This is a genomic window from uncultured Allobosea sp. (assembly GCF_945957345.1).
Lineage (GTDB): Bacteria > Pseudomonadota > Alphaproteobacteria > Rhizobiales > Beijerinckiaceae > Allobosea.
On sequence record NZ_CAMFKW010000060.1, the window covers coordinates 1 to 24446 of the forward strand.

Annotated in this window: 26 protein-coding genes; 13 read left to right on the top strand and 13 right to left on the bottom strand. The window is 65.7% G+C overall.

The features are described from left to right. Positions 1-151: 151 nt before the first annotated feature. The 8 genes from Q0Q36_RS21910 to Q0Q36_RS21945 all read right to left on the bottom strand — a co-directional run bounded on the left by Q0Q36_RS21910 (position 152) and on the right by Q0Q36_RS21945 (position 7033). The gene (locus tag Q0Q36_RS21910) at positions 152-649 is read right to left on the bottom strand and encodes a hypothetical protein (protein WP_367187193.1); all 498 of its coding nucleotides are present in this window, start codon (positions 647-649) and stop codon (positions 152-154) included. Positions 650-692: 43 nt separating this feature from the next. Further along, positions 693-953, bottom strand: coding sequence for a hypothetical protein (locus tag Q0Q36_RS21915; protein WP_293801450.1), 261 nt, complete (start codon positions 951-953; stop codon positions 693-695). Between the two features lie 119 nt (positions 954-1072). Continuing rightward, positions 1073-2242, bottom strand: coding sequence for a hypothetical protein (locus Q0Q36_RS21920; protein WP_293801452.1), 1170 nt, complete (start codon positions 2240-2242; stop codon positions 1073-1075). A 193-nt stretch (positions 2243-2435) separates the two neighbouring features. Further along, positions 2436-3014: an alpha/beta fold hydrolase gene (locus Q0Q36_RS21925; protein WP_293801453.1), complete on the bottom strand. Its 579-nt coding sequence runs from the start codon at positions 3012-3014 to the stop codon at positions 2436-2438. A gap of 150 nt (positions 3015-3164) precedes the next feature. Next, positions 3165-4472, bottom strand: coding sequence for an adenylosuccinate lyase (gene purB, locus Q0Q36_RS21930; RefSeq protein ID WP_293801474.1), 1308 nt, complete (start codon positions 4470-4472; stop codon positions 3165-3167). Between the two features lie 141 nt (positions 4473-4613). After that, a complete protein-coding gene (gene rpe, locus Q0Q36_RS21935) occupies positions 4614-5297 on the bottom strand; it encodes a ribulose-phosphate 3-epimerase (RefSeq protein ID WP_293801454.1) in 684 nt (227 codons plus the stop codon). A gap of 36 nt (positions 5298-5333) precedes the next feature. Next, positions 5334-6017: a glutathione S-transferase family protein gene (locus Q0Q36_RS21940; protein WP_293801455.1), complete on the bottom strand. Its 684-nt coding sequence runs from the start codon at positions 6015-6017 to the stop codon at positions 5334-5336. A gap of 44 nt (positions 6018-6061) precedes the next feature. Then, positions 6062-7033, bottom strand: coding sequence for a hypothetical protein (locus tag Q0Q36_RS21945; RefSeq protein ID WP_293801456.1), 972 nt, complete (start codon positions 7031-7033; stop codon positions 6062-6064). Between the two features lie 264 nt (positions 7034-7297). On the opposite strand from Q0Q36_RS21945, the gene Q0Q36_RS21950 reads away from it, so the two are divergent. From Q0Q36_RS21950 to Q0Q36_RS21960, 3 genes are all read left to right on the top strand, one after another. Then, positions 7298-8548 (top strand): FAD-binding oxidoreductase, encoded by a 1251-nt coding sequence (locus Q0Q36_RS21950; protein WP_293801457.1) that lies wholly within the window; start codon positions 7298-7300, stop codon positions 8546-8548. Positions 8549-8813: 265 nt separating this feature from the next. Beyond that, complete coding sequence (locus tag Q0Q36_RS21955) at positions 8814-9953, top strand: dipeptidase (RefSeq protein ID WP_293801458.1); 1140 nt, start codon at positions 8814-8816, stop codon at positions 9951-9953. A 178-nt stretch (positions 9954-10131) separates the two neighbouring features. Continuing rightward, on the top strand, positions 10132-10959 hold the full coding sequence (locus Q0Q36_RS21960) for an RNA methyltransferase (RefSeq protein ID WP_293801459.1): 828 nt from the start codon (positions 10132-10134) through the stop codon (positions 10957-10959). Positions 10960-11013: 54 nt separating this feature from the next. Here the strand turns inward: Q0Q36_RS21960 and Q0Q36_RS21965 are convergent, their stop codons facing one another. Then, positions 11014-13299 (bottom strand): TonB-dependent hemoglobin/transferrin/lactoferrin family receptor, encoded by a 2286-nt coding sequence (locus tag Q0Q36_RS21965; protein ID WP_293801460.1) that lies wholly within the window; start codon positions 13297-13299, stop codon positions 11014-11016. Between the two features lie 361 nt (positions 13300-13660). Here Q0Q36_RS21965 and Q0Q36_RS21970 point away from each other — a divergent pair, with 361 nt between their 5' ends. Further along, positions 13661-14938, top strand: coding sequence for an NAD(P)/FAD-dependent oxidoreductase (locus Q0Q36_RS21970; RefSeq protein ID WP_293801461.1), 1278 nt, complete (start codon positions 13661-13663; stop codon positions 14936-14938). Between the two features lie 6 nt (positions 14939-14944). Here the strand turns inward: Q0Q36_RS21970 and Q0Q36_RS21975 are convergent, their stop codons facing one another. Then, positions 14945-15883: a helix-turn-helix domain-containing GNAT family N-acetyltransferase gene (locus Q0Q36_RS21975; protein WP_293801462.1), complete on the bottom strand. Its 939-nt coding sequence runs from the start codon at positions 15881-15883 to the stop codon at positions 14945-14947. A gap of 135 nt (positions 15884-16018) precedes the next feature. Here Q0Q36_RS21975 and murI point away from each other — a divergent pair, with 135 nt between their 5' ends. The 4 genes from murI (at position 16019) to Q0Q36_RS21995 (ending at position 18507) form a co-directional block, all read left to right on the top strand. Next, positions 16019-16885: a glutamate racemase gene (murI, locus tag Q0Q36_RS21980; RefSeq protein WP_293801463.1), complete on the top strand. Its 867-nt coding sequence runs from the start codon at positions 16019-16021 to the stop codon at positions 16883-16885. A gap of 64 nt (positions 16886-16949) precedes the next feature. After that, the gene (locus Q0Q36_RS21985; protein WP_293801464.1) at positions 16950-17198 is read left to right on the top strand and encodes a hypothetical protein; all 249 of its coding nucleotides are present in this window, start codon (positions 16950-16952) and stop codon (positions 17196-17198) included. Between the two features lie 271 nt (positions 17199-17469). Then, positions 17470-18087 (top strand): 30S ribosomal protein S4, encoded by a 618-nt coding sequence (gene rpsD, locus Q0Q36_RS21990; RefSeq protein ID WP_199085872.1) that lies wholly within the window; start codon positions 17470-17472, stop codon positions 18085-18087. A 90-nt stretch (positions 18088-18177) separates the two neighbouring features. Further along, positions 18178-18507, top strand: a complete 330-nt coding sequence (locus Q0Q36_RS21995) for a hypothetical protein (RefSeq protein ID WP_293801465.1) — start codon at positions 18178-18180, stop codon at positions 18505-18507. Positions 18508-18551: 44 nt separating this feature from the next. Here Q0Q36_RS21995 and Q0Q36_RS22000 read toward each other — a convergent pair whose 3' ends face one another. Then, positions 18552-18989, bottom strand: coding sequence for an EamA family transporter (locus Q0Q36_RS22000; protein WP_293801466.1), 438 nt, complete (start codon positions 18987-18989; stop codon positions 18552-18554). A 99-nt stretch (positions 18990-19088) separates the two neighbouring features. After that, positions 19089-19241 (bottom strand): hypothetical protein, encoded by a 153-nt coding sequence (locus tag Q0Q36_RS22005; RefSeq protein WP_293801467.1) that lies wholly within the window; start codon positions 19239-19241, stop codon positions 19089-19091. A 204-nt stretch (positions 19242-19445) separates the two neighbouring features. On the opposite strand from Q0Q36_RS22005, the gene Q0Q36_RS22010 reads away from it, so the two are divergent. Continuing rightward, entirely contained in the window at positions 19446-19688 is a 243-nt protein-coding gene (locus tag Q0Q36_RS22010; protein WP_265060088.1) for a hypothetical protein, read from the top strand. Positions 19689-19772: 84 nt separating this feature from the next. Here the strand turns inward: Q0Q36_RS22010 and Q0Q36_RS22015 are convergent, their stop codons facing one another. Then, positions 19773-20381 carry a Spy/CpxP family protein refolding chaperone gene (locus tag Q0Q36_RS22015; RefSeq protein WP_293801468.1) on the bottom strand — a complete coding sequence of 203 codons (609 nt, stop codon included), beginning with the start codon at positions 20379-20381 and terminating at the stop codon, positions 19773-19775. A 175-nt stretch (positions 20382-20556) separates the two neighbouring features. Here Q0Q36_RS22015 and Q0Q36_RS22020 point away from each other — a divergent pair, with 175 nt between their 5' ends. From Q0Q36_RS22020 to Q0Q36_RS22035, 4 genes are all read left to right on the top strand, one after another. Continuing rightward, positions 20557-21555: a P1 family peptidase gene (locus Q0Q36_RS22020; protein WP_293801469.1), complete on the top strand. Its 999-nt coding sequence runs from the start codon at positions 20557-20559 to the stop codon at positions 21553-21555. Between the two features lie 117 nt (positions 21556-21672). Beyond that, the gene (locus Q0Q36_RS22025; protein WP_293801470.1) at positions 21673-21987 is read left to right on the top strand and encodes a hypothetical protein; all 315 of its coding nucleotides are present in this window, start codon (positions 21673-21675) and stop codon (positions 21985-21987) included. Further along, positions 21984-23444: a methyl-accepting chemotaxis protein gene (locus Q0Q36_RS22030; protein WP_293801471.1), complete on the top strand. Its 1461-nt coding sequence runs from the start codon at positions 21984-21986 to the stop codon at positions 23442-23444. Before Q0Q36_RS22025 ends, Q0Q36_RS22030 begins: the two co-directional genes overlap by 4 nt. Before the next feature lie 42 nt (positions 23445-23486). Further along, positions 23487-24275, top strand: coding sequence for an ATP12 family chaperone protein (locus Q0Q36_RS22035; RefSeq protein WP_293801472.1), 789 nt, complete (start codon positions 23487-23489; stop codon positions 24273-24275). Positions 24276-24446 lie beyond the last annotated feature (171 nt).

Sequence of the window (24446 nt, forward strand, 5' to 3'; positions counted from 1 at the left end):
AAGGGTGCCGACGGCAAGATCACCTATGTCGAGAATTGATCTCGGCGGCTGATCCAGCTTCCCGAATGAAGAGCCCGCCCCGGACCTCTGGGGCGGGCTTTTCGTTGGAGCCAGCTGATGCACTGGCTTCGAAGACGTCCGCTTAGGGTCGTTAGCTGCCGTCCCGATAGATCGAGGGGCCGTCCGGTATCCCAGGCTCGAACGAGATCGATACGCGCTTGGCACGAATGACGCCGTCTAACCCGTAACAAGGTTCAAGCTCGATTTCGATGTCCTCGGGCGACTGTGGATGCGAGTAGTAGTTCGCTCGACCACGGTCTGTTGCACGTTGGAGGATCAAGCCTCCGATGACGTTCTGGTGGCTGAAACCATCAAGTTGAAGGTCCATGATGTCTTCCATCGCGAACGTGACGATGGCGTGCTTGTCGAACACGAGGTCGCAGCCCAAATCGGCTTGGTAATTCGCGATAAATCCGTGTACGCGAAGCGTACTCAGACCCCAGCGACGCAAATCTAAGCTCACGATCTCCGCGTCGTGAAAACTAGGAGTCTCTCCGAACCAGCGTAGTAGCTCCGGACCACCGGGTACTTCGCTGTAGATATTTGGGAACTGATCGTATGCCATGCCGGCCATCAGGTCATCGATCAACGATATCTGCAAGGGGTCGGGAGCGGAAGCTCACCGCTGTGCGTCATGGCTCCTGATCGCCGGGAAACTGCCCCCTAAACATTTCGCGCAGAACTGGGTTTGCTGCCACGATGCGCGATCCTATGAACTCACATGCACCGAAAAGGCCGCATTTCAATAGGGTCTCGCGGGCAATCTCGATGCCTCGAAGATTGGCGGCAGCTACGGTAGAATCCATGACGATGAGGCAATCTTTCTCATGATCCCAATAGACAGAAAAATGTTCGCCCCACTTGGCAGAATGTTCGCTGCGCTTTTGTGTCATGATGCGGCCCCGTTCTAGCTGCTGGAAAAATCGACGCATGCCGCCGAAGTCCGCAATGGGTCGATAGCCGACACCGATCCCAACACCCCGACTAGCCAAGCAAAACCCAATCCGCCGCGCTAGGCGAGATAGCGTGAGGCCGTGAACATCATGTGCTGCGCGATCAGCGGGTGAACCGCGAGCAGCGCCGCCTGCGGCGTCTTGGGCAGGATGGTCTTGAATGGGCTCGTGTCCGAAAGCCAGCGCGGCGACGGCAGGGGAAAGATGCCGCGCACAGCGAGGTCCGGCAGCGCTTTCTCGACCGCGAACATCTGCTGCATCCGGGCGACCCGGCCGGGCGGCGTGACGATCTGCGCCGAGAGATGGCCGCTGGTCGAGATCGCCCCGTCGAAATCGATCACGCCAGCGAGCCTCTCGCGCAATCCGGCTCTCGACCGGAAGGCATGCGAATAGGAAATGCCGTTGCTGAAGCTGGAGACGATCATGTCGGTGATCGCCACCGGAGAATTCGCGCCGTCCGCGCCGCCGCTCTTCGTCATGGCAAGGATGCGCCCGAACAGATCCTCCCATCGGGCCGGTAGCACGCCGCACGTGGAACCGACCTGATTGGTGAAGAGCGGCATGATCAGGACACGCCCCGTATTCGCGGCGCAGAACTGCACGGCCAGATCGATCCGGTCGCCGCCGAGGTAACGGAAGATCCCGAAGAATGCCCCACGGTTGTGATACGTGGCGTCGTTATAGCCCGCCTGCCCCGGCAGGGGATGGAAGAAGACGTGGATCTTCGAGAAATCCACCTCCCCGTCGGGCACCAGCACGCCGAACCAGCGCGGGACGACCGTCTCGTCCAATTCGAAATAGAACAGCTTGCCCTTGCCGCGGACACCCGTCCAACCGAACAGCATCTCGGAGCGGAGCGAGCTCTGCACCGGCGACCAGGAATTCTGCTCGATCTCCCGCTTGAGCGTGCCGATATCGGGGATCGGCCTGATCTCGCCGGTATTGCCGGGCGGTGTCGGCTTCGGAGACGGCCCGGGAGCGCCGAGCAGCAGATTGATCCGCCGGATCGTATTGCCGACCTTGTCGACGCGGCCATCACGAACCGGCAGGACCTGCCTGGTCTGGAAAGCCTTGATCGCCTTTCCGAGGGCATCGAGCGACGTCGGTGCTGCCGCGAGGCCCCCGCGGTTCGGTCCGATCGCCAGCAAGGCGGCCGTGATCTTGGCCACATCCTCCGGCAGATTGGCACCGCCGATCCCGACGCTGTCATCGATCGAAATGTCAGCCATGGGGCACCCGCGAACGACACGCCCGCGGCGAGGGCCGCCCGGACCGGGGCGGCATTGATGCGCAAATCGGCAAGGCCGGCATCATTCAAATTGCGGAGACATGGCTGCGATCCGCACCAAGCCACAATGTCTCCGGCAAGCGCCGGGAGGAGGCAGATCCCCCGCTCCCAGCACCGGCGCGGCGTCGGCAGACTTATTGACTCAATGTCTGCGGAACCACGCTCAAGCCCTTGAGAAAGCCTGCGAAACGCAAAAGTCCGTCCGGCCAGGGGCCATGCCCGGATTCGGTGTTGAGATGGCCGCTATCGCCGGCATCGACGAATTCCGAGCCCCAGGCTTCGGCGAGCTCCTTCGCCTCGTCCTGCGTGCAATAGGGGTCGGTCGCGCTGGCGATCAGCACCGAGGGGAACGGCAGCTTCTCGCGGCGATGCGCGATGAAATCCGGCCCCATACCCGGGACCGCCCCCTTCGCCGTCTCGGAAGCCGGCGCGACCAGGAAGGCGCCGGCGACCTCGCCGGGGTGAAGATGCTCGGCGGCAAAGGCGATCGCGCTGCAACCTGCCGAGTGCCCGACGAGCACGACGGGGCGCGTCGCGCTGCGCACGGCCTTCACGATCTCATCGGCCCAGACATGGCGGGAGGGCCTGTACCAATCCGCCTGCTCGACGCGGCGCGCGGTCTTCAGGCGGGTCTCCCAGCGGCTCTGCCAATGGTCGGGCCCGGAGCCCGACCAGCCGGGAATGATGAGGATATCGACGTCGGAGGATTTCATGATGGGTCAGTGTAGAGCTGTCTTCCCGTGCGCGCTGCAGCGTGAAACGCTGCTGCGCAGACACGGGACCGTCTTACGAAGAAGCGCCTTTCCGTCATGCCGGATGACGCACTGGGTACCGGGCCAAAATAAGTTGACCCATCAATCGCTTCAAGCGTCCCCGAACACCCGCTGGAAGATCGTGTCGACATGCTTGAAGTGATAGCCCTCGTCGAACATCGCCTTGAGCTCGGAAGCGGAGAGCTTCTCGGCGACGTCCTTGTCGGCCATCAGGTTGGTCAGGAAGTCCTCGCCATGCTCCCAGGTCCGCATCGCGTTGCGCTGGACCATGGAGTAGCTGTCCTCGCGGCTGGCGCCGGCCTGGGTCAGGGCCAGCAGGACGCGCTGCGAGTTGTGCAGGCCGCCGAGCCGGTCCAAGTTCTTGCGCATGTTCTGCGGATAGATCAGCAGCTTATCGACGACGCCGGTGAGCCGCGCCAGTGCGAAATCGAGCGTCACGGTGGCATCGGGGCCGATCATGCGCTCGACGGACGAGTGCGAGATGTCGCGCTCGTGCCAGAGCGCCACGTTCTCCAGCGCCGGCGTGACCATGCCGCGCACGAGGCGCGACAGGCCGGTCAGGTTCTCGGTCAGAACCGGATTGCGCTTGTGCGGCATCGCCGAGGAGCCCTTCTGGCCCGGCGAGAAATACTCCTCCGCCTCATAGACCTCGGTGCGCTGGAGATGCCGGATCTCGGTCGCCAGGCGCTCGACGCAGGAGGCGACGACGCCGAGCGTCGCGAAATACATCGCGTGCCGGTCGCGCGGGATCACCTGGGTCGAGACCGGCTCGACGGTCAGCCCCATCTTCTCGGCGACATAGGCTTCGACCTGCGGGTCGATATTGGCGAAGGTGCCGACAGCGCCGGAGATCGCGCAGGTCGCGATTTCCGCGCGGGCCGCGACGAGGCGGGCGCGGCAGCGGTCGAACTCGGCATAGGCCTGCGCGAGCTTCAGCCCGAAGGTCACCGGCTCGGCATGAATGCCGTGCGAGCGGCCGATCGTCGGGGTGAGCTTGTGCTCGAAGGCGCGGCGCTTGATCGCGGCGAGCAGCGCGTCGACATCGGCGATGAGGAGGTCGGTTGCCCGCGCGAGCTGGACCGAGAGCGTGGTGTCGAGAATGTCCGATGAGGTCATGCCCTGGTGGACGAAGCGCGCCTCCGGCCCGACGATTTCGGCGAGATGCGTCAGGAAGGCGATGACGTCATGCTTGGTGACGCGTTCGATCTCGTCGATGCGGGCGACGTCGAAGACGGCGTCCTTGGCCTTGGCCCAGATCGTCGCGGCGGCCTCCTTCGGCACGACGCCGAGCTCGGCGAGCTTGTCGGTCGCATGCGCCTCGATCTCGAACCAGATGCGGAAGCGGGTCTGCGGCTCCCAGATGGCAACCATCTCGGGGCGGGAATAGCGCGGGATCATGCTCGTTTCAGCCTCTGCACCGCCGTCATGCTCGCCCTTGTGGCGAGCATCCACGACTTGAACACCGCCCTCGATCTGCCAAGACGTGGATGGTCGGGACAAGCCCGACCATGACGGCCGGCGCCGAAAACGGCAATAATCTCAAACCCACGACCCGCGCGCGGCTTCGGCCGCCCCACGGATCGCTTCGATATTGCCGGCATAGGCCGAAGGCCCGCCCTTGAACACGGCGGAACCGGCGACCAGCGTATCGGCGCCGGCCTTGACGACCAGCGGCGCGGTCTCCGGCGTCACGCCGCCATCGATTTCGATGGAGATCGGCCGATCGCCGACCAGCGCCTTCACCTGCGCGACCTTCTCGACCACCGAGCGGATGAAGCTCTGCCCGCCGAAGCCGGGATTGACCGTCATCAGCAGGATGAGATCCACATCTTCGATCAGCGCCTCGGCCGCGCTCGCCGGCGTGCCGGGGTTCAGCACGATGCCGGCCTGCTTGCCTTGCGCCTTGATCGCCTGCAGCGTGCGGTGCGGATGCGGGCCCGCCTCGACATGGAAAGAGATCAGGTCGGCGCCGGCCTTGGCGAAGGCTTCGACATAAGGGTCGACCGGCGCGATCATCAGATGCACGTCGAAGAACTTCTTGGTGTGCGGGCGGATCGCCTTCAGCACATCGGGACCGAAGGTGATGTTCGGCACGAAATGCCCGTCCATCACATCGCAATGGATCCAGTCGGCGCCGGCAGCGTCGACCGCGCGCACTTCCTCGCCGAGCTTGGCGAAATCGGCCGAGAGGATCGAGGGGGCGATGCGGATGGGGCTGGTCATGGCCGGGGGTTTAGCCCCGGCAGCCATTTATCGCAATCAGGCCGAGCGCAGTTTCACCGGAAAGGACAGCCTGCGGTCCGCTTCCGCCATCTCCGCCACGACCTGCGCGAAGGCCGGACGCAGCTTCAGCCGCGCATACCACTCCACCAGCCCCGGATATCCATCGAGCGACGGGCCGCCCAGCCGGCGGATGAAGAGCACGCCCATGAACAGCGCGATATCGGCCAGCGACAGCCGGCTGCCGAAGAACGGACGTCCCGCCAGCTTCTGCTCCAGCACGTCGTAATGGCGTAGCAGCCCCTCCTCGGCGATCAGGGCGTCGGCCTCCTGCGCGATACGGCGATCGCGATCCGGCGAGGGCGGCTCCGTCCGGTGCATCAGCGGCTTCAGCGCCTGGAACAGGATCTCGTCGCCATAGAGCTCGTCCAGCCGGCAGCGCGCCCGCTCGACAGGTGAATCGGGCATCAACTTCGGCTCGGGATAGGCCTCGTCGAGATATTCGTTAATCACGGTGGAATCGTAGAGCACGAGCCCGCAGTCGGTCAGCACCGGCACCTGACGCTTCGGATTGAGCGCCAGCACTTCCGGATGCCGGGGATCGTAGCCGGTCGTCTGGTTGAACGGCACCATGATGCGCTGGAAGGCGAGGCCCTTCTCGGTCAGCGCGATCTCGACCTTGCGAGAGAACAGGCTCAGCGGCCCGGAATAGAGGGTGATCATGGCGCGGCTCTCCTGCGACGGGAAAAGCCTCGCAAGCCCCTGCGTCAACGCCCGTCAGCAGCCTCCCGGCGCCGAATTCGGGCGGCGACGCCGCCGAGCAGCCAGGGCAGCAGGTAAATCGGGAACTGCGCCAACGCGAAATAGAGGAAGGTCGTCGGCGAGACTCCTGCCCCCAGAGCCGCCACCAGCAGGCCCATGTTCCGCTGCCCGGTGCCGTAGCCGATCATGAAACGCTCGGAGGCCGGGAGCAGCCGCAGTACCAGCCAGCTCGACGCCAATCCCGCCGCAGAGACCGCGAAGACGCAACCCAGCACGAAGAGCACGAGCCAAGGATTGTCGATTGCGGCTTTGGTCACGCCGTCCATCGCCGCGATGGCGAAGATGAAATACATCAGTACGCCGAAGCCATCGAGATTGGCCTTCATCGCCTTGACGCGCGCCAGGCCGAGCCAGAACCGGATCGCCGTCGCAACCGCCATGCCGCCGCCGATGAAGATCAGCAGGCGCAGCGTCAGCGCCCAGCGGTCGAGCGGCACCGCCGCTCCCGCGAGCAATTCGACCAGGATCGGTGCGACGATCGGGCTGATGATCGTGGTCAGGATGACGCTGGCGATGATCAGCGAGGGCTCGAAGCCGTAGAGGATTGCCACGGCAGGCGAGGACATGATCGGCGGCGCCGCGCCCATGATGGCGAGCCCGAGCACGATGCCCGGATCGAGGTTCTCGCGCCCGACCAGCAGCAGCGCCCCGCCGATCAGCAACACAGGCCCCGCGATCAGCCAGGCGCAGCTTGCCGCGAGCTTGGCCGGGCGCCGGAACAGCCCGAGCGTCACGCTCATGTCGAGCCGCATGAACACGACCGTGGTGAAGCAGAAGATCGTGATCGGCAGCGCCGGCCGCGCCATCGCCGAGAATTGCGGCAGCGCCAAGCCGAGGAAGATCGAGAGCGCGAAGCCTTGCGTGCCATGGCGGCCGAGCCACGCGAGCGCGGCAGCGATAAAGGCGGCAGGATTCATCGACTTGGGCTCTGGAATCGCTCTCGAGACCGACGCAGACTGGCCCAAGGCGCGCACAGCGTCACCTGCTACCGGAGCAGCGCGGTCCTGCGCCGGCATAAAATTGCGCACCTATGCTCTAACCGCAGCTCTTGACTGAGTGCTTTGACGAGTTGGCGCAGAAATTGCGAAAGATTGCGCTATTCCGCGCAAAATCCGGTCGCGGCGCTGACAAGCCCGTCCAAACCGGTATTTTCAGGGAAAAGGGGTTGGCAGGAGCAGGTCATGAAGGTGGATACGATCGTTCTCGGCGCCGGCGTCGTCGGCATTTCGGTCGCGCTTCATCTCCAGAAGGCCGGGCGCGCCACCTTGCTCGTCGATCGTCGCGCGCCGGGCGAGGAAACCAGCTACGGCAATGCCGGCCTGATCCAGCGCGAGGGCGTCTACCCCTACGGCTTCCCGCATGATTTCGGCGCGCTCTTCCGCTATGCGATGAACAACACGATCGACGCATCCTACCATTGGAGCGCGATCCCGAAGCTGGCGCCCTTCCTGTTCTCCTATTGGATGCATTCGCGCGCCTCCCAGCACGAGGCGATCGCGCATAAATACGCCAAGCTGATCGAGCATTGCGTCACCGAGCATGACGCGCTCGCGCAGGAAGCCGGCGCCACCAACCTGCTGCGCCGCGACGGCTGGATGAAAGTGTTCCGCACCGAAAAGGAGCGCGACACCCGCCTCGCCGAAGCCGCCCGCTGGAACCGCGAATTCGGATTGAACTACCGCGCGCTCGACATGGCGACCCTCAAGGCCGAGGAGCCGCATCTCGACCATGGCAGCTTGATCGGCGGCCTGCACTGGACTGACCCGACCACCGTCGTCGATCCGCTCGGCCTGTCCAAGGCCTATGTCGCGCTGTTCGAGAAGCTCGGCGGCAAGCTCGCCATAGGCGATGCCGGCACGCTCCAGCAGAACGGCGCCGGCTGGACCGTCACCCTCGCCGACGGCACCACGGCCGAGGCGAAGGATGTCGTCGTCGCGCTCGGCCCCTGGGCGGACGTGCTCAGCAACAAGCTCGGCTATCGCCTCCCGCTCGCGGTCAAGCGCGGCTACCACATGCATTACAAGCCGCAGGGCAATGCCGTGCTCAACCATCCGGTGCTCGACACCGAGCGCGGCTATTTCCTCGCCCCGATGCTGCAGGGCATCCGCCTGACCACCGGTGCCGAATTCGCCGATCGCGACGCGCCGAAGACCCCGGTCCAGCTCGCCCGCGCCGAGCCTATCGCCAAGCAGCTCTTCCCGCTCGGCGAGCGCGTCGATGCCGAGCCCTGGCTCGGCCGTCGCCCCTGCACCCCGGACATGATGCCGATCATCGGCCCGGCGCCGAAGCACAAGGGCCTGTGGTTCTCCTTCGGCCACGCCCATCACGGCCTGACACTCGCCGCCGTCACCGGCCGAATGATCGCGGAAATGGTGACCGGCCAGAAGGTCTTCGTGGATCCGGCGCCTTTCGCACCGGCGCGGTTCGTCTGAGGCACCGCCTCGGACAACGACTGAGGGCCACCTGTCATCCCGTGCGCGCAGCAGCGTGAAACGCTGCTGCGCAGACACGGGACCGTCACCCGGAAAAGGCGCCTTCTGGTCACACGATCCCGCATCAGCGCAGCAGCACTGCGTGCCGCGGCGCGTGCGGGATGACACATTGCCCGTACGGGATGACCGACCTGCGTCCCGCCCCCTCGCCTCCCGGCGCGCTCCCTGCCACGATCCGCTCCCGATTCCCGACCGAGACCTCGCCATGGCCCTCGCCAAACCGCCCGTCCAGGATAATGCCTACGCCGCCGCACTCGCGCTGCTCGACCGCGTGCCGCTGATCGACGGCCATAACGACCTGCCCTATGTCATCCGCAAGGACGCCAAGGCGAAGGGCGATGTCGCCACGTACGGCCTCGACAAGGTCCATGAAGAGGGCGACACCGACATCCCGCGCATGCAGGCCGGCAAGATGGCCGCGCAGTTCTTCGCGGCCTATGTCCCCCCGAAGCAGCCCAATCCCGCCGGCTTCGCGCTCGCCCAGATCGCGCTGATGCGCGATATCCTCAAGCGCCACGCGAAAGTCTTCCGTCCCGGTCTGTCCGCCGCCGATGTCGAGGCCGCCAAGGCCGAAGGGCGCATCGCCCTGTTCATGACGATCGAGAACGGTTCCGCGGTCGACGGCGAGCTGGACGCGCTCGACGCCTATTTCGATCTCGGCGTGCGCCTGATGACGCTCTGCCACAACGACACTACCGACTGGTGCGATTCCGCTACCGACGCCCCGCGCCATAACGGTCTCACCGGTTTTGGCAAGGACGTGCTGCGCCGGATGAACAAGCTCGGCATGGTGATCGACCTCGCCCATGTCGCGCCGAAGGTGATGCATGACGCGCTCGACGTTTCCAGCGCCCCGCTGGTCTGGTCGCATTCCAACGCCTTCACGCTCTGCGACCATCCGCGCAACGTCCCCGACGACGTGCTCGACCGCGTCGCCGGCAATGGCGGCATCGTCATGGCGACCTTCGTGCCTGATTTCATCAGCCAGGCCTCGCGCGACTGGCATCGCCCCGCCAAGGACCAGTACGGCAAGAGCCCCGAAGGCGTCGACCATGCGAAGGTCGAAGCCGAGATCGTCGCCAAGTCAGGCCCGCGCCCGAAGGCAACGCTCCCCGAATACTGCGACCATGTCGAATACCTCGCCAAGCGCATCGGCCATGACCATGTCGGCATCGGCTCGGACTTCTTCGGCTGGGTCAATCCGGACGGACTCGAGGACACCACGACCTTCCCGTCGGTGATCGCCGAACTGATCCGCCGCGGTTGGTCGGAGGAGAACCTGACCAAGCTCGCCGGCGGCAACATGCTGCGCGTGCTCCGCGCGGTCGAGAAGGCGGCGGGCTGAAGGCCCACACTCGTCATGGTCGGGCTCGTCCCGACCATCCACGTCTTTCCTTGTCCGGCGTGGGTTCAAGACGTGGATGCTCGCCACGAAGGCGAGCATGACGTATGAGCTTGCCCAGCGCGCTCGGCCATCCCGGGCGCCAAGCAAGCCTCATCGCAAAGACAAGACCTGATTTCCCATGACCGGTTCCGGCACCGACCGCACCCGCCCGGCCGTCCAGGCCCCCGCCCCCATCGTCATCCTGGTCGAGCCGCAGCTCGCCGAGAATATCGGCATGTGCGCCCGCGCCATGGCGAATTTCGGCTTGTCCGAGATGCGCCTCGTCGCCCCGCGCGACGGCTGGCCCACCGGCGGCGGCCTCAAGAAGGGCGCGACGGCGGCTGCCTCCGGCGCCACCCATATCCTGGAAAACGCCCGGCTCTTCGACAGCGCCGCCGAGGCCATCGCCGACCTCAACCATGTGCTGGCGACGACCGCCCGCGAGCGCGGCCAGATGAAGCGCGTGCTGACCCCAGCTGAAGCGATGCCGGAGGTCGCCGGGCGCATCGGTTCCGGCGAGCGCGTCGGCATCCTCTACGGGCGTGAGCGCATCGGCCTGACCAACGAGGAGATCAGCCTTGCCGATGCGATCCTGACCTTCCCGGTCAACCCCGCCTTCGCCTCGCTGAACCTCGCCCAGGCCGTGCTGCTCAACGGCTACGAATGGTTCAAGACGACCAATGGCGAGCCGCCCTTCCGCGAGAACAACCCTTCGCCGCCCGCCAAGCGCGAGATGATCCTGTCGATGTTCGACTATCTCGAGGCCGAGCTCGACCTCTGCGGCTTCTTCCCGGCGGGCAAGAAGCCGGTGATGACGGCGAACCTGCGCGACATCCTGCACCGGCTCGACATGACCGAGCAGGAGGCCCGGACGCTGCGCGGCGTCTTCAAGTCGCTGGTCGAGGGGCCGAAGAAGGCAAAGCTCCTGGCACGGCAGGCTGATCAGGCCAACGGAACCGGCGAATAAAAAAGCCGGCCCCGAAGGGCCGGCTGTCTGGTCGGGGGGTCTCGAAACGCCCGGTCAGAATTGGTACTTCATCGTCGCCTTCACCGTGCGGCCGGGCTCGCTGTAGTAGTCGCGGGCCTGGGCCAGAACGCCGGTCGGGACGTTGACAGCGTCGAAATACTTGCGATCGAAGATATTGTAGACGCCCACCTGGAATTCAAGATCGGCGATCTGCGGCATCGGACGCCACCAGGCCGAAGCGTTGAAGATCGCATAACCCGGCGCCCGGAAGCCTTGGGCCGAGCCGGTCGTGGCCGCGACATCGTCACGCTTGCCGGCGAGCTTGGTCGAAACCTCCGCGCCCCAGGTCTCCGTCCCGTAGGCGATGGCGACGATGCCCTGCATCGGCGGGATCGAGTTCAGGAAGGTATGGTCGCTCTTGTTCATGCCGCGGGTGTAGGCGAAGGAGCCGCGCACCAGCCAGTTCGGCGCGAAGGCATATTGGCCGTTGATCTCGACGCCCTGGATCTCCGCCTTGGGAATATTTCGGAAGGTGGTGATGCCGCCCTGCGGATACAGACCGCCGACTCCCGGAGCCTGGGACTGGTAGGTATCGATGAAGTTCCGGTAGTTCGAGTGGAAATAGGTGATCGAGCCACCGAGCTGCTTGTCGCCGAAACGCAGGCCGACATCGATACCGTTGCCGATTTCAGGCCGCAACGTCGGGTTGCCGGCGCGCAGATACGTAGAAGGTCCGCCGAAGCGGCCATAGAGTTCGTCGGCCGTCGGCGCCCGGAAGGTCTTGGCCCATTGCGCGAAGACGGTGACGTCCTTCACGACAGGCGCATTCTTGAGGATGTCGTATTCGAACCGGATGCGCGGCGACCAGGCGTTGTCGCTCGATGACGGCGGCAACCCGACCGGGCGGGAGCCGCTATTGGTGTAGGCCGGCGTATTCTGCGGCGCTTCCTCGTACCAGTCGAAGCGCACGCCCGGCGTCACGCGCAGGCGATTATCGAGCATGCCGATCTCGTCATGGACATAGAGGCCGACCAGCTTGCCATCGACCTTCGGCTGGTCCGCCTGGTTGGTGAAGAGATTGTTGCAGGTCGTGAACGCGCCGGTGAACGAGCCGGACGCCGGACGCGCCGGGCAGTTGTCGAGACCCGCCGAATATTGCTCCAGCGAAGACATGCGCAGCTCGGTGCCAGCCGTCAGGCGGTGCGTGAGCGCCCCGGTCTGGAAGCTCTTGATGACATGGCCGTTGAAGCCATACGCATTCTGCTCATTCTCGTTGTCGCGGATATAGGGGCCGACGATGCTGGTATAGCGATAGGCACGCGCCAGATCGTTACGCTTCAGGCGCTGCCAATACGCGACCGCGTGGGCCTCATCGAAGAACGAGCCCGGCACGACATAGTCATAGCTCAGCGAGACGCGGTTGCGCTCGACATCCTCGCCGGTCTGGTAGGAGCCGGGGCGGAAATTGCCGGTCAGCGAAACCGTGCTGGTGCGGGTCTGCACGCGGTCGGCGCGCTTGAAGAACTCACCCTGAATGCCGAAGCGGTGATCGCCGACCTGCTGGTAAATCTTGGCTAGGAAGTTGTACTGGTTGAAATCGCTCGGGTTCGGGGCGGTACGCGTCGCGCCGATCGCCTTGTAGTTGCCCTTGTTGTCGATCTCGTGCCCGTCGCGGAAACCGCCCTGGAATAGGACGGAGGTGTTGCCCATCTTGGCCGCCACGGCCGCGCTGCCAAACCAGGCCCGGTCGGTGCTGTCATAACCGGTCTTGGTCAGCACCCCGTAATTGCGCCCATTGCGGATCAGGTCCTCGGGGTCGAGCGTGCGCACCGCCAGCGCGCCGCCCAGCGCCCCGCTGCCCAGCGTGCTGCCGCCGCTGCCGCCGCGCAGCAGGTCGAGCGTCGAGAGGGAATCGAAGTCGAAGGCGTTCTGAGCGCCACGCGTAACGCGCGTATCGACCAGGAAGGGCTGGCGGATGCCGTCGATCGTCGTCAGCACGCGCGCGCCATCAAGGCCGCGGATGTTGAGCGAATTGGTCGTCCGGTTGAAGGTGATACCGGCTTCGACCCGGTTGGACAGATCGGTCAGGCTCGTGATCTGCTCGCGGTCGAGCTCCTGGCGAGTGACGCGCGTCGTCGTCGGCCCGTTGAGCAGCGCTCCACCGGGCTGCCCCTCGCCCTGCACGTTGATCTGGTCGAGGACGACTGGCGCGTCATTGGCGGCCGGAGCGGTCGCTGCCCTACGTCCCTGCTGTTGCGCGCCCGCTGGAGCAGCCAGAAGCACCAGCATCAAGCTCCCAAGTGCCACGCTGCCGCGCAGCTGGCCGGAAAGAGTCTCCATAGCCCCGAGTCCCGTCCTTGCCGCCGGCACCGAAACCTGCACGGCAATTTAAAAAGAGTAAAAAGAAGAGCCTATACATTAACGCCAGGCAGAGAGACCGATATTCATCGCAGTAACTCGTGTCAATTTCGAATATTGCCCAGAGAAAACAATAGATTCTTTCTAAATAATAAATATTCTAAATTAGAAATACGCTGAACCTGCAATCGACCACGAAGCTCTGCTCCCGACCTCGTGATCGCTGGCGGCGCGCAACCTGCCGCCGCGCCATTGCAATGCGACGGCCCGCGCACATTCTCCTGTCATGAGTTCACGTCATTCCGGGTTGAATCGTCGCAAGCTGCTGACCGGAGGCGGCGCTATGGCTGTGAGCTTCGCCATTGCCGGCCGTGCGGCCGCGGCGACGGATGTCGACGTCGTCGTGATCGGCGCCGGCGCAGCCGGCATCGCTGCCGCCCAGGCCCTGCGCGCCGCCGGGCGGCAGACTGTCGTGCTCGAAGCCCGCAGCCGTGTCGGCGGGCGCGCCTTCACCGATGCCTCGCTCGGCCCAATCTATGACGCGGGCGCGATGTTCATCCATTGGGCCGAACGCAACCCCTGGGTCCAGATCGCCCGCGACCTCGGCATCGCGACACCCAACGAACCCTGGGGAAGCGGCTTCAAGGTCTTCGCCGACGGCCGTCCCATGGCGGAGCCGGAGCGTCGTCGGCGCCGCGATGCCTTCGGTCAGATCGACCGCCGGCTGGAAACGGTCGATCTGGGCCAGCGCGACATGTCGGTCGCCGAATTGCTGGGGGATCTCGGCCCGGAGCTCGCCCCCGTCGCAGCCTCCGGCCTGCTGCTTTCGATCGGCGAGGAATCGAGTCGCATCTCCGCGCGCGACTACCAGCGGCTGTGGTCGGGCGACGATCTCATCGTACCCACGGGCTATGGCAATCTGGTCGCGCGCTCGGCCGCCGGGCTCGACATCCGCCTGAACGAACCCGTCGAGACGATCCGCTGCGACGGGCCCGGCGTCAGCGTCACCACGCGTTCCGGGACGCTGCGGGCCAAGGCCTGCATCGTCACCGTCCCGGTCGGCGTGCTGAAGGCCGGCACGATCCGCTTCATCCCCGAACTGCCCGCATCGACGCGCGACGCCCTCGCCGGCCTGCATATGGGCGCACTCACCAAGATCGCGCTGAAGGTCGAGGGCAACCGCTTCGGCATCACGCCCGGCGCGACCTATCTCGAAGCGGCGGCGCCCGAACGCCTGATGAATCTCGACATGTTCCCGGACGGACAGGACATCGTCATCGGCTATTGCGGCGGCGACTACGCCCGCAAGCTCTCCGAAGCGGGCATAGACGAGGCCCGTGCGCACCTCGTAGACCTCTTGGCGAAGATGGTCGGCTCGGACTTCCGCAAAGCAGTTAAGGCCGTCTCCTTCCCCACCTGGTGGACCGATCCTTTCGCCCGCGGCTCCTATTCGATCTGCGATCCCGGCCACGAGACCGCGCGCGACGCCCTCGCCCAGCCGATCGGCAACCGCCTCTTCATCGCCGGCGAGGCGACGGCAGGTGGCGGCGCCATGACGGTCGGCGGCGCGACACTTGCCGGGCGAGCTGCGGCGGCAGCGATCGCCCGCCTCAAGGCCTGAACGGTATCAGGCCGCGCTGGGGCGCAGGATCAGCTCCCAGTTCTGTCCGACCAGATCCTGACCGAAGGAATGGTGCTTTTCCTCCGCGACCAACCGGAAACCCTCGCCGACATAAATGCCGCGCGCCGCGTGCAGGATGTCGTTGGTCCAGAGCACCATGCGCTCATAGCCCGAGGCGCGCGCGAAGCTGACCGCCTCGCGGACAAGACGCTTGCCCAGGCCCAGCCCATGCGCCCGCTTCTCGACGATCACGAGCCTGAGCTTCGCCGTCGCCTCGTCTTCCTCGACGACGAAGGCTGAGCCAACCGGCTGGCCATCCAGCTCGGCGATGAAGCAGCGCTCTCGGCCGGGCTTGAACTCGCGCAGGAATTTCGCGGCGATCTCGGCGACGAGCGCCTCGAAACTCAGGTCCCAGCCGTATTCCTCGGCATAGAGCCGTCCATGGGCGCCGATGACCCAGCCCATGTCGCCGGCCCGGTGCTCGCGGATGATGGGGATGACGCGATCGCCTAAATCTCCCGAGAGAAGCCGCTCGGTATCGGCGAGCGCATCGACGAGGCGTGCCTGTTCCGAGGGCGCCAAGCGTTGCAGGATCGCTCCCGCCTCCGCGCTCGATGCTGCGTCGAGTGGCTGGAAAGCCGCCCTGCCCTGCGCGGTCAGGCACAACCGCCAGGCCCGGCCATCGATCGCCGAGCGGCTGCGTTCGAGCCAGCCTTGTTTCACGAAGCGCTGCAGGATGCGCGAGAGATAGGCCGGGTCGAGATCAAGCGTCTTGGCCATTTCAGCCGCCTGCCAGTCGTCGCGCTGCGCTAATTCGTAGAGCACGCGCGCCTCGGCGAGTGCGAGGCCCGAACCATGCAGGCTGCCTCCGAGAGCCCCGACCCAGCGGGTATGGAAGCGGTTGAAGCGGCGGATCGCGGCGACAGCAGTCTCGGTGGTTTCCATGGCGACCTCCGCCCCAATGGCTATCTATTTAGTGGACTGAGTCAACTAAATTTCGAGACAGCGGCTCAACGCGCCGTTGACCCTCCCTTAACCGGTCTCTGGCGGAGTCGAGCTTTGAAATTCCTCGGCAACACCATGCAAGTCGATCTCCTCGCCGGTACGGGCCATCGCCCCTTCACCATCCCCCGGCCCCAGCCGACCATCCTCGTCTTCGATTCTGGTCTCGGCGGCCTTACCGTGCTCGGGCGCACCACCCAGGCCTGCCCCGGCGCCCATATCGTCTATGCCGCCGACGATGCCGGCTTTCCCTATGGCCGGTTGAGCGAAGATGAACTCGTCTCGCGCGTCCTCGCTGTGATGGAACGCCTCGTCGTACGCTTCCATCCAGATCTCGTGGTGATCGCCTGCAACACCGCCTCGACCCTGGTCCTGCCGGCACTGAGGGCCCGCTTTGCCATTCCCTTCGTCGGCACCGTGCCCGCGATCAAGCCGGCCGCGGCCGCGACTCGCAGCGGCATGATCTCGGTTCTCGCGACGCCCGGCACCGTGGCGCGGGACTACACTCGCGAACTGATCGAGACCTATGCGGCCAGCCACCGCGTCACGCTTGTCGGCGCGACACGCCTCGCCGGCCTCGCCGAGCAGGCGCTGAAGGGCGAGGCCGTCGACGATGCGGTTCTCGCTGCCGAGATCGCACCCTGCTTCGTCGAGGCTGACGGCCGCCGCACCGATGTCGTCACCCTCTCCTGCACGCATTATCCCTTGCTGCTGGAGCGGATGAAGCGGCTCGCGCCCTGGCCGGTCGAGTGGATCGATCCAGCCCCCGCGATCGCGCGCCGCGTCGCCGATCTCCTCTCGGGCGCGCGGCAGCCCGATCCCGCTTGCCACGACGCTACCGCGGTCTTCACCAACGGCTCCGGGCTAACCGGTCCCTTGCGGATAGCACTGGCCGGCTACGGTCTGGCGCAGGTCGTCATCGAGCCCATGCCATTGGCGAATTGAGGGAACTCCGGTTCTTCCCTGCGCGTTCCTGCCACGACCAACCATCGCAGAGGGATGCGGGATCATGAGAAAGCTGCTGTTGCTGTCGGCGCTTGCCGCCGGCCTAGCCTTCGCCGGCCTCGGCACGAGTACGGAGGCGCAGGCGAAACCTCATGGCTGGCACGGAGGCCATGGGCACCATGCCGTTTACCGCCACGGCCCGCGCCGGCATCATGGCTGGAATCGCGGCCATCACTACGGCTGGTACAAGCACCGCCCGCGCCATCACCATTACCACCACCACCACTATCGCCATCACCGACACTGGCGCTGATTGCGGCTTTCGGCCGGCTTGGAATTGACTCGAAGCCGGCTTTCCGTCATACGCCCTTTCGTCGCGCGGCTCCTCACGGGGCCGCGTGGCTTTTTCCGCACCCGTGATCCGCTCTTCTTCGGAAGCTGGATCTGTCGCCCCGGTGCATCGGACCCAAAAAGTGGTTTCCACTTTTCGGACAAATCTGATGCAGAGAAAATGGCAGCTTGCGAAAGCTGCCTGGGACAGGAGGGCGCGGTCCTCAACTCGCGAACCTGAGAGGACACGCGATATGTCGAAGCGCCATGAGGCGAAGTACAAGATTGACCGCCGCCTCGGTCAGAACATCTGGGGCCGTCCGAAGTCCCCGGTCAACCGTCGTGAATACGGCCCCGGCCAGCACGGCCAGCGCCGCAAGGGCAAGCCGTCCGACTTCGGCACCCAGCTGCGCGCCAAGCAGAAGCTGAAGGGCTACTACGGCTCGATCTCCGAGAAGCAGTTCCGCCGCTACTACGCCGAGGCGATCCGCCTGAAGGGCGACTCCGGCGAGAACCTGGTCGGCCTGCTCGAGCGCCGTCTCGACGCGGTGATCTACCGCGCCAAGTTCGTGCCGACCGTCTTCGCCGCTCGCCAGTTCGTCAATCACGGCCACATCACCGTGAACGGCAAGCGCGTCAACATCGCCTCCTATCAGGTCAAGCCGGGCGACGTGATCGCGGTCAAGGAGAGCTCGCGCCAGCTCGCCATCGTCATCGAGTCGGCCGCTCTCGCCGAGCGTGACGTGCCGGATTACATCGACGCCGACCACAGCAAGTCGACGGCCACCTACACCCGCACCCCGACCCTGTCGGACGTGCCCTACGCGGTGCAGATGGAGCCGAACCTGGTCATCGAGTTCTACTCGCGCTGATCGGCGGCAACGCCCTCGGCCTTTCGAGGCCGGGACGACATCAGGGGATGGCCTTCGGGCCGTCCCCTTTTTCGTTCTGGGGATGCGCGGATGTGGCGGCATGATGTGGCCGCCGACCGCGACCGGGAGAATGGCATGAGGGCTTTGAAAACGACGTTCGACGTATTGGCAAAGACCGCATTCCTGCTCGCGATGACAGCGGGATGGTCTGCAGCGCTGTCGTCAGGCACTTCGGCCGAAGTCCGCTTCGGGCGGAACGTGCGCGTCGGCGGGCACGATTTCTCACATCAGAGCTTCAACCGGAAACGTCGCGCGGAGATTTACCTTTACGACCGCACACCGTCTCAATCGGGCTGCGTCTGGCGCGCGGATGGACGCGGCGGCAAGGTGAAGACCTGTCACCTGCGCCGGATCAGATGACCACGCCCCGCCTAAGCAAGGTCCTGTAACGCAATCCTGGCGTCCTACCCTCTGTAGGCCACCAACACGGCACCGGCCGCGATGAGCGCCACGCCGAGCCAGTTGGGAAGCGCGAGGCGTTCACCAAGGAAGAGCACGCCGAACAGCGCCACCAGCACGACGCTCATCTTGTCGATCGGTGCCACCCGCGCTGCATCGCCCAGCTTCAGGGCCCGAAAGTAGCAAACCCACGATGCTCCGGTGGCGAGACCGGACAGCACGAGAAAGACGGCGGAGCGCCCCGATACGGAACCAAGGCTTTGCCAGCCGCCCGTCGCGGACAGGATGGCGGCCAGCGCCAGAAGAATGACGATGGTTCGGATGAAGGTGGCGAAGTCAGAGCCGACATTCTCGATCCCGATCTTGGCGAAGATCGCGGTGAGGGCCGCAAAGAATGCCGACAGCAAGGCCCAGAGCTGCCATGACGTGACGAGTTGCTTCATGCCCGCGGTCCTTGTCCGGTGTCCCGCCACCGGTCTCCGACAACAGGCAGGGAACTGCAAGCCACCCTTCGATGGCCTCGCGGCGAGCCCCCCGTTCGCTCAGAGATGCGAGCCGACCTCATGGCGGAAGAAGTAGCAGCCCACCCCCAGGCAGCCAATCAGGATCGACAGCGCGTAGGGCCCGAAGAGGCACATGACGAAGACGGAGCCGATGAAGGCCCGCATCGCCCAACATGACCATGTTTGCTTCATGGTTCACCTCTCTCACCGCAATCACTGACAAAGCGTAAACGGCAAGCCGTGAATCCAACCTGAATGGATATGGTAAACCACGGAAACACCATTGAATTCCGTGCGTTAGGATTTTGGTCGAAACCAGGGCAGCGCCTCCTCTCCCCATTCCTATCGGCCGCGCCCTAGCGTAATCTGACCTTCCCCGAGGGAGAGGAGATTCGCATGAAGAAGATTCTGCTGACGGCTTTTGCCGTGTGCTGCATGGCCGGCGCCGCCCAGGCTCAGAGCTGCAACCTTCAGGCTTCCGACAAGAAGCTGGCCGGCGCCGCCAAGACCAGCTTCCTGACCAAGTGCGAGAAGGACGCTGGCGCTGCCTGCGACAAGCAGGCCGCCGACAAGAAGCTGGCGGGCGCCGCCAAAACCAGCTTCACCAAGAAATGCGTCTCGGACGCCGTCGGCGGCTGAACGCCCGTCGAAATGCAGCGAGCCGCGCCCGTCATCACGGGCGCGGCTCGTGCCGTTCAGGAAATAGCGGGTCGAAAGCCGCGCTCAGTCGCGCTGGTTGTCGCGATCCTGCCAATACCGGCGTCCGCCGCGATCCCCCCGATCTTCGTCGTGCCAGCCGCCGCGCCCGCCGCGCATCTCGCGGAAACGCTCGCGCCCTTCCGCCATCGCCTCGCGCACCGAGCGGCGCAGCACGGTCTTCTGCTCGTCGCTGAGCGTGGTCCAGAGCGGGCGCACGGCGTCGGCCAGTTCCTTGGAGCGCGCGGCGCGCTCGCCCTGCCGGGTCGCAGCCGCATCGAGCCGCTCCATCAGGTCGGCATGGCGTAGGTTCTCGCGCCGCTCACGCATCGCATTCCAGCGCTCGCCACGCTCGGCGGTGCGCTGCTTGATCAGCCCCTCGACCTTGTCGAACAGCGCCGTCTGTTCCGGCTTGAGCTTGAGATCGGCCCGCACCTTCGCCAAGCGCTCGTCGAGCCGCGCCTTGGCACGCTCGGCCCGGCGCTCGCGCCACTCGTCGCGACGCTGGTCGCGGCTTTCGGTGCGCTCCTGCTTCTGGTCTCCGCCGGCGGGCGGAACCGGCTGCGGCTGCGCCAGGGCGAAGCTGCCGGCAAGCATCGCGATCGACGATGCGGCGATGAGGGCAATGGGTTTCACGGGCAGTCTCCCTTGAATCATTCCGGTCTAAGCGTCGCGCAGCGGGTCTCGAAGCCGATTGGCGATAGCGTGAACCTGATCTCCGCGGCCTGACCCGGCAATGGCCAGCGGATGAAAAGATCGTAATGTAGCGACAACGCCTCCGGCGCGATTCGGTTCGCCATCGGATTTCCTCATGCGCAATCTCATCACCGATGTCCGCGGCCTGATGGTCGGCCAGGCGCATGACGCAGCGGCGGCAACAGGTGTGACCACGGCCATCTTCGAGCGTCCGACCATCGCCTCGGTCGCCGTCCTCGGAGGCGCGCCTGGCACCCGTGACACCACTCTGCTCGACCCCGAGATGACCGTCGAGCATGTCGATGCGATCGTGCTCTCCGGCGGCTCGGCCTGGGGGCTCGGCGCGGCCGACGGCGTGATGCGCTGGCTGGCCAAGGAAGGACGCGGCTTTCCGGTCGGCACCTTGCGCGTACCGATCGTGCCGCAGGCGATCCTGTTCGACCTGATGAATGGCGGCGACAAGCCCTGGGCGCGCGGCGAGGGCGAAACGCCCTATGCGCGACTGGGCGCCGAGGCGGCAACGGCCGCCTCGGTCGAATTCGCTCTCGGGACGGCTGGTGCCGGCTTCGGCGCGACCACGGCCAATCTGAAAGGCGGCCTCGGCTCGGCGAGCGCGCGTGCGGCGACGGGGCAGATCGTCGGCGCGCTCGTCGCGGTCAATGCCGTCGGCAGCGCCACGATCGGCAATGGCCCGCATTTCTGGGCGTCGCCCTACGAGCGCGACCGGGAGTTTGGTGGCCTTGGCTGGCCTGCCGCGATCACGCCCCGCGACACGGCCCTGCGCTTCAAGGGCGGCACCGGCCAGAACACCACGATCGCCCTCGTCGCGACCGATGCCGTATTGACCAAACCGCAGGCTCGCCGCCTCGCCCTCGCCGCCCATGACGGCCTCGCCCGCGCCCTGCGCCCCGCCCATGCCCCGCTCGACGGCGATATCGTCTTCGCCGCGGCGACTGGTTACAGCGGCGCACCTTCCGATGCCTTCGCGATGACGGAACTCTGTGCCACAGCCGCCGACGTGCTGGCCCGCGCCATCGCGCGCGGCGTCCACGCAGCCACGGCCCTGCCCTTTCCCGATGCCAGGCCCTCCTGGCAGGACCGCTTCGGATCCTGAGTCCTATACCGACAACATGCCGCAACGTTAGCAAAGCAATTTACCAAGCATAAAGCCAGCCTGCGTAACCTGCCCGCTTAGGTTTCCGTCTCACGATCGGACAACCGGGGGGATCCTATGCGAGAGATCGGCTTCGGCCTGGTCTGCGGTATCGCGATGGCGGTCGCCGCGCTCCTGATTGCAGCTTGGCCCAGGCCAGGGCGGCCGGTGGCCGCCTTCTTCCCCGCCGGAACCACCTCTCTCGATATTGCCCAGGCCGTCGCAGGCGTGAGCGGCAACCTCCTGCAGATCGACTCCGTCTCCTCAGTGGCCTTCACCATGGGGGAGCGGGATGGCTTTGTCTCGGCGCTCTACGGAGCGGGCGCCTGGCTCGTGATCGATGCCGCCTTGGCCAGGCTCTGCACCGGAAGCGCTCCAGGGAGCGGCCAATGAAAGACGTCGCACACTTTCGCGAACGCTTCTCCCGCGTCCTGATCGCGATCCTGTGGGCGAATGCCGCCGTCCTCGCATTCGGGACGCCCGCGGGCTCTCCGTTCAACAGCCCCGCCCTCGTAATGGCGGGCATCGCGCTCGCCGGGTTCGGGACGATCGCCTGGCGGATCGACCGTACCGGCTGGATCACGCGTCAGGTTTCGAGCATCTTGACGATGGGCCAGGTCATGCTGCTGGTCTATGCCTATGCCGGCCATCCCTATCAGGCCGACATGCATATGTATTTCTTCGCCATGCTGGCCGTGCTCGCCGGCTGGCTGGATTGGCGCATCTTCATCCCGGCCTCCCTGGCCATCGTCGTGCACCATCTCGCCTTTAGCTTGCTGCAACCGAGCGGCGTCTTCCTCAACGGCAGCCAGATCGACCGGGTGCTGCTGCATGGCCTGATCGTGGCCGTACAATCGATCGCCTTGAGCTGGCTGGTCTGGTCGCTGCGCCAATCGCTCGAGATTTCGGAGGGTGAGCGCGACAAGGCCGACGCCGCCCGCGCCACTGCCGATGAGGCGCGACGCGATCTTGCGGAGACCACCGAACGAAGCGCGCTGGTCCGTCGCCAGGTCCTGCACGCCGTCGCCGATGACTTCGAGCGCGAGATCGCCGGCATCGCCCGCGACGTGATCGCCTCCGTGCAGTCCCTGCGCATCGCCTCGCAGCAGATGAAGAGCGGCGCGCTCGAAGTCTCCGAACGCTCCAGTGCGGCCTCGGAATCCTCACGTCAAACATCCACGAACGTCGTCGCCGTCACGCAAGGCACGACGGAACTGGCGAGTTCCTTCGCCGAGGTCGATCGCCAGGTCGCTGAAACCACGCGGGTCGTCGGGGAGACGACGCGGCAGGCCAGGGCCGTGCTCGACACCGTCGGCGAATTGTCGCGCAAGGCCGGTCAGGTCGGGGACATCACCGATGCGATCTCGACGATCGCAAAGCACACCAACCTGCTGGCGTTGAACGCCTCGATCGAGGCCGCCCGCCTCGGTCGCTCGGGCGGCGGCTTCACGATCGTCGCGCAGGAGATCAAGTCCCTCGCCAACCAGACCTGGCGCGCAACCGAGGAGATCCAGAGCCAGATCGGCGCCATCCGCGAATCCAGCTCCGATGCGATCGGCGCGATCGATGCGATGAACGCGACAGTCGGCTCGCTCAACCAGATTTCCAGCAATGTCGCGACCGTGGTCGAGCAGCAGAACGCGGCCGCCGCCGGCATCGCTCAGATCATTCGTCGAGCCGCCGACGAGACCGTCTTCGCCGCCGGCCATATCGACATCGTCAGCCGCATAGCAGCGGAAACCGACGAAGCCGCAGGCCATGTCGCCGAATCCGCCGACAAGCTGTCGCGCCAGTCAGCGCATCTCGACAGCGAGGTCGCCCAATTCCTCGGCCGCATCCGCGCCGCTTGAGTCCAGTTTCCCTGCCGGGTGCGAATGCGCTATGGCGGGGCCATGTCCACTGACGATTTCCTCGCCCGTTTCGGCTCCACCGGTACTCGCCAGCCGGATCCGGTCGCTGCCGCCCAGCAGGCGATGCGCAATCCCCTGCCCGCCCGCTTCTACAAGGAGGCCGGCGTCCTGGAGCGCGACGGACTCTTCCATGTCGCCCTAGACGGCAAGACGGCGCGAACACCGGCGCGCAAGCCTCTGGCCGTTTCCTCCCGCCCCGTCGCCGAAGCTCTCGCCGTCGAATGGCAGGGGCAGGCCGAACGGATCGACCCCGCGCAGATGCCGCTGACCCGGCTCGTCAATTCGGCGCTCGACGGCGTCGAGGATCAGCAGGAGGCCGTACGCGCCGAGATCGTCCGGTATGCCGGCTCCGATGCGCTCTGCTACCGCGCCGGCGAGCCCGAAGCGCTGGTCGAACGGCAGAATCAGGTCTGGCAGCCGATCCTCGGCGAGGTCGAAGCACTGATCGGCGCCCGCTTCCTGCTGGCGGAGGGCATCGTCTTCGCTGAGCAGCCGGCCGGCACGCTCGCCGCCGTCACCAGACAGGTCGCGAATATCCCCGCCCCCCTCGCTCTCGCCGGCGCCCATAACGTCATGACTCTGACCGGCTCGGCCATCCTGACGCTCGCGCTGGCGAACGGGCTGATCGATCCCGACGCCGCCTGGGATGCCGCCCATCTCGACGAAGACTATCAGATCGGCATCTGGGGCCAGGACGAGGAAGCGGCCGAGCGCCGGGTCATTCGCCGCCGCGAGTTCAATGCGGCCGTGCTGCTGCTCCTGAAGGGCTAGTGCCGAAGGCCGCCTTCGGAGCGCGTTCCGCATGATTGCGGTTCCGGCTTCCGCAAATGTCGTAATGGACTCGCAGCGCCCTGCCGCTTAAGCCGGCTTGGAGACGCGTTTTTCCCGCCGGGAGCCTGCCGCCATGAAGGACATCCTCGAACAGCTCGAAACCCGCCGCGA

Coding starts and splice junctions, on each gene's coding strand:
- Q0Q36_RS21915 (WP_293801450.1), bottom strand. CDS start 953: ATGACACAAAAGCGCAGCGAACATTCTGCCAAGTGGGGCGAACATTTT.
- Q0Q36_RS21920 (WP_293801452.1), bottom strand. CDS start 2,242: ATGGCTGACATTTCGATCGATGACAGCGTCGGGATCGGCGGTGCCAAT.
- Q0Q36_RS21925 (WP_293801453.1), bottom strand. CDS start 3,014: ATGAAATCCTCCGACGTCGATATCCTCATCATTCCCGGCTGGTCGGGC.
- purB (WP_293801474.1), bottom strand. CDS start 4,472: ATGATCCCGCGCTATTCCCGCCCCGAGATGGTTGCCATCTGGGAGCCG.
- rpe (WP_293801454.1), bottom strand. CDS start 5,297: ATGACCAGCCCCATCCGCATCGCCCCCTCGATCCTCTCGGCCGATTTC.
- Q0Q36_RS21940 (WP_293801455.1), bottom strand. CDS start 6,017: ATGATCACCCTCTATTCCGGGCCGCTGAGCCTGTTCTCTCGCAAGGTC.
- Q0Q36_RS21945 (WP_293801456.1), bottom strand. CDS start 7,033: ATGAATCCTGCCGCCTTTATCGCTGCCGCGCTCGCGTGGCTCGGCCGC.
- Q0Q36_RS21950 (WP_293801457.1), top strand. CDS start 7,298: ATGAAGGTGGATACGATCGTTCTCGGCGCCGGCGTCGTCGGCATTTCG.
- Q0Q36_RS21955 (WP_293801458.1), top strand. CDS start 8,814: ATGGCCCTCGCCAAACCGCCCGTCCAGGATAATGCCTACGCCGCCGCA.
- Q0Q36_RS21960 (WP_293801459.1), top strand. CDS start 10,132: ATGACCGGTTCCGGCACCGACCGCACCCGCCCGGCCGTCCAGGCCCCC.
- Q0Q36_RS21965 (WP_293801460.1), bottom strand. CDS start 13,299: ATGGAGACTCTTTCCGGCCAGCTGCGCGGCAGCGTGGCACTTGGGAGC.
- Q0Q36_RS21970 (WP_293801461.1), top strand. CDS start 13,661: ATGGCTGTGAGCTTCGCCATTGCCGGCCGTGCGGCCGCGGCGACGGAT.
- Q0Q36_RS21975 (WP_293801462.1), bottom strand. CDS start 15,883: ATGGAAACCACCGAGACTGCTGTCGCCGCGATCCGCCGCTTCAACCGC.
- murI (WP_293801463.1), top strand. CDS start 16,019: ATGCAAGTCGATCTCCTCGCCGGTACGGGCCATCGCCCCTTCACCATC.
- Q0Q36_RS21985 (WP_293801464.1), top strand. CDS start 16,950: ATGAGAAAGCTGCTGTTGCTGTCGGCGCTTGCCGCCGGCCTAGCCTTC.
- rpsD (WP_199085872.1), top strand. CDS start 17,470: ATGTCGAAGCGCCATGAGGCGAAGTACAAGATTGACCGCCGCCTCGGT.
- Q0Q36_RS21995 (WP_293801465.1), top strand. CDS start 18,178: ATGTGGCGGCATGATGTGGCCGCCGACCGCGACCGGGAGAATGGCATG.
- Q0Q36_RS22000 (WP_293801466.1), bottom strand. CDS start 18,989: ATGAAGCAACTCGTCACGTCATGGCAGCTCTGGGCCTTGCTGTCGGCA.
- Q0Q36_RS22005 (WP_293801467.1), bottom strand. CDS start 19,241: ATGAAGCAAACATGGTCATGTTGGGCGATGCGGGCCTTCATCGGCTCC.
- Q0Q36_RS22010 (WP_265060088.1), top strand. CDS start 19,446: ATGAAGAAGATTCTGCTGACGGCTTTTGCCGTGTGCTGCATGGCCGGC.
- Q0Q36_RS22020 (WP_293801469.1), top strand. CDS start 20,557: ATGCGCAATCTCATCACCGATGTCCGCGGCCTGATGGTCGGCCAGGCG.
- Q0Q36_RS22025 (WP_293801470.1), top strand. CDS start 21,673: ATGCGAGAGATCGGCTTCGGCCTGGTCTGCGGTATCGCGATGGCGGTC.
- Q0Q36_RS22030 (WP_293801471.1), top strand. CDS start 21,984: ATGAAAGACGTCGCACACTTTCGCGAACGCTTCTCCCGCGTCCTGATC.
- Q0Q36_RS22035 (WP_293801472.1), top strand. CDS start 23,487: ATGTCCACTGACGATTTCCTCGCCCGTTTCGGCTCCACCGGTACTCGC.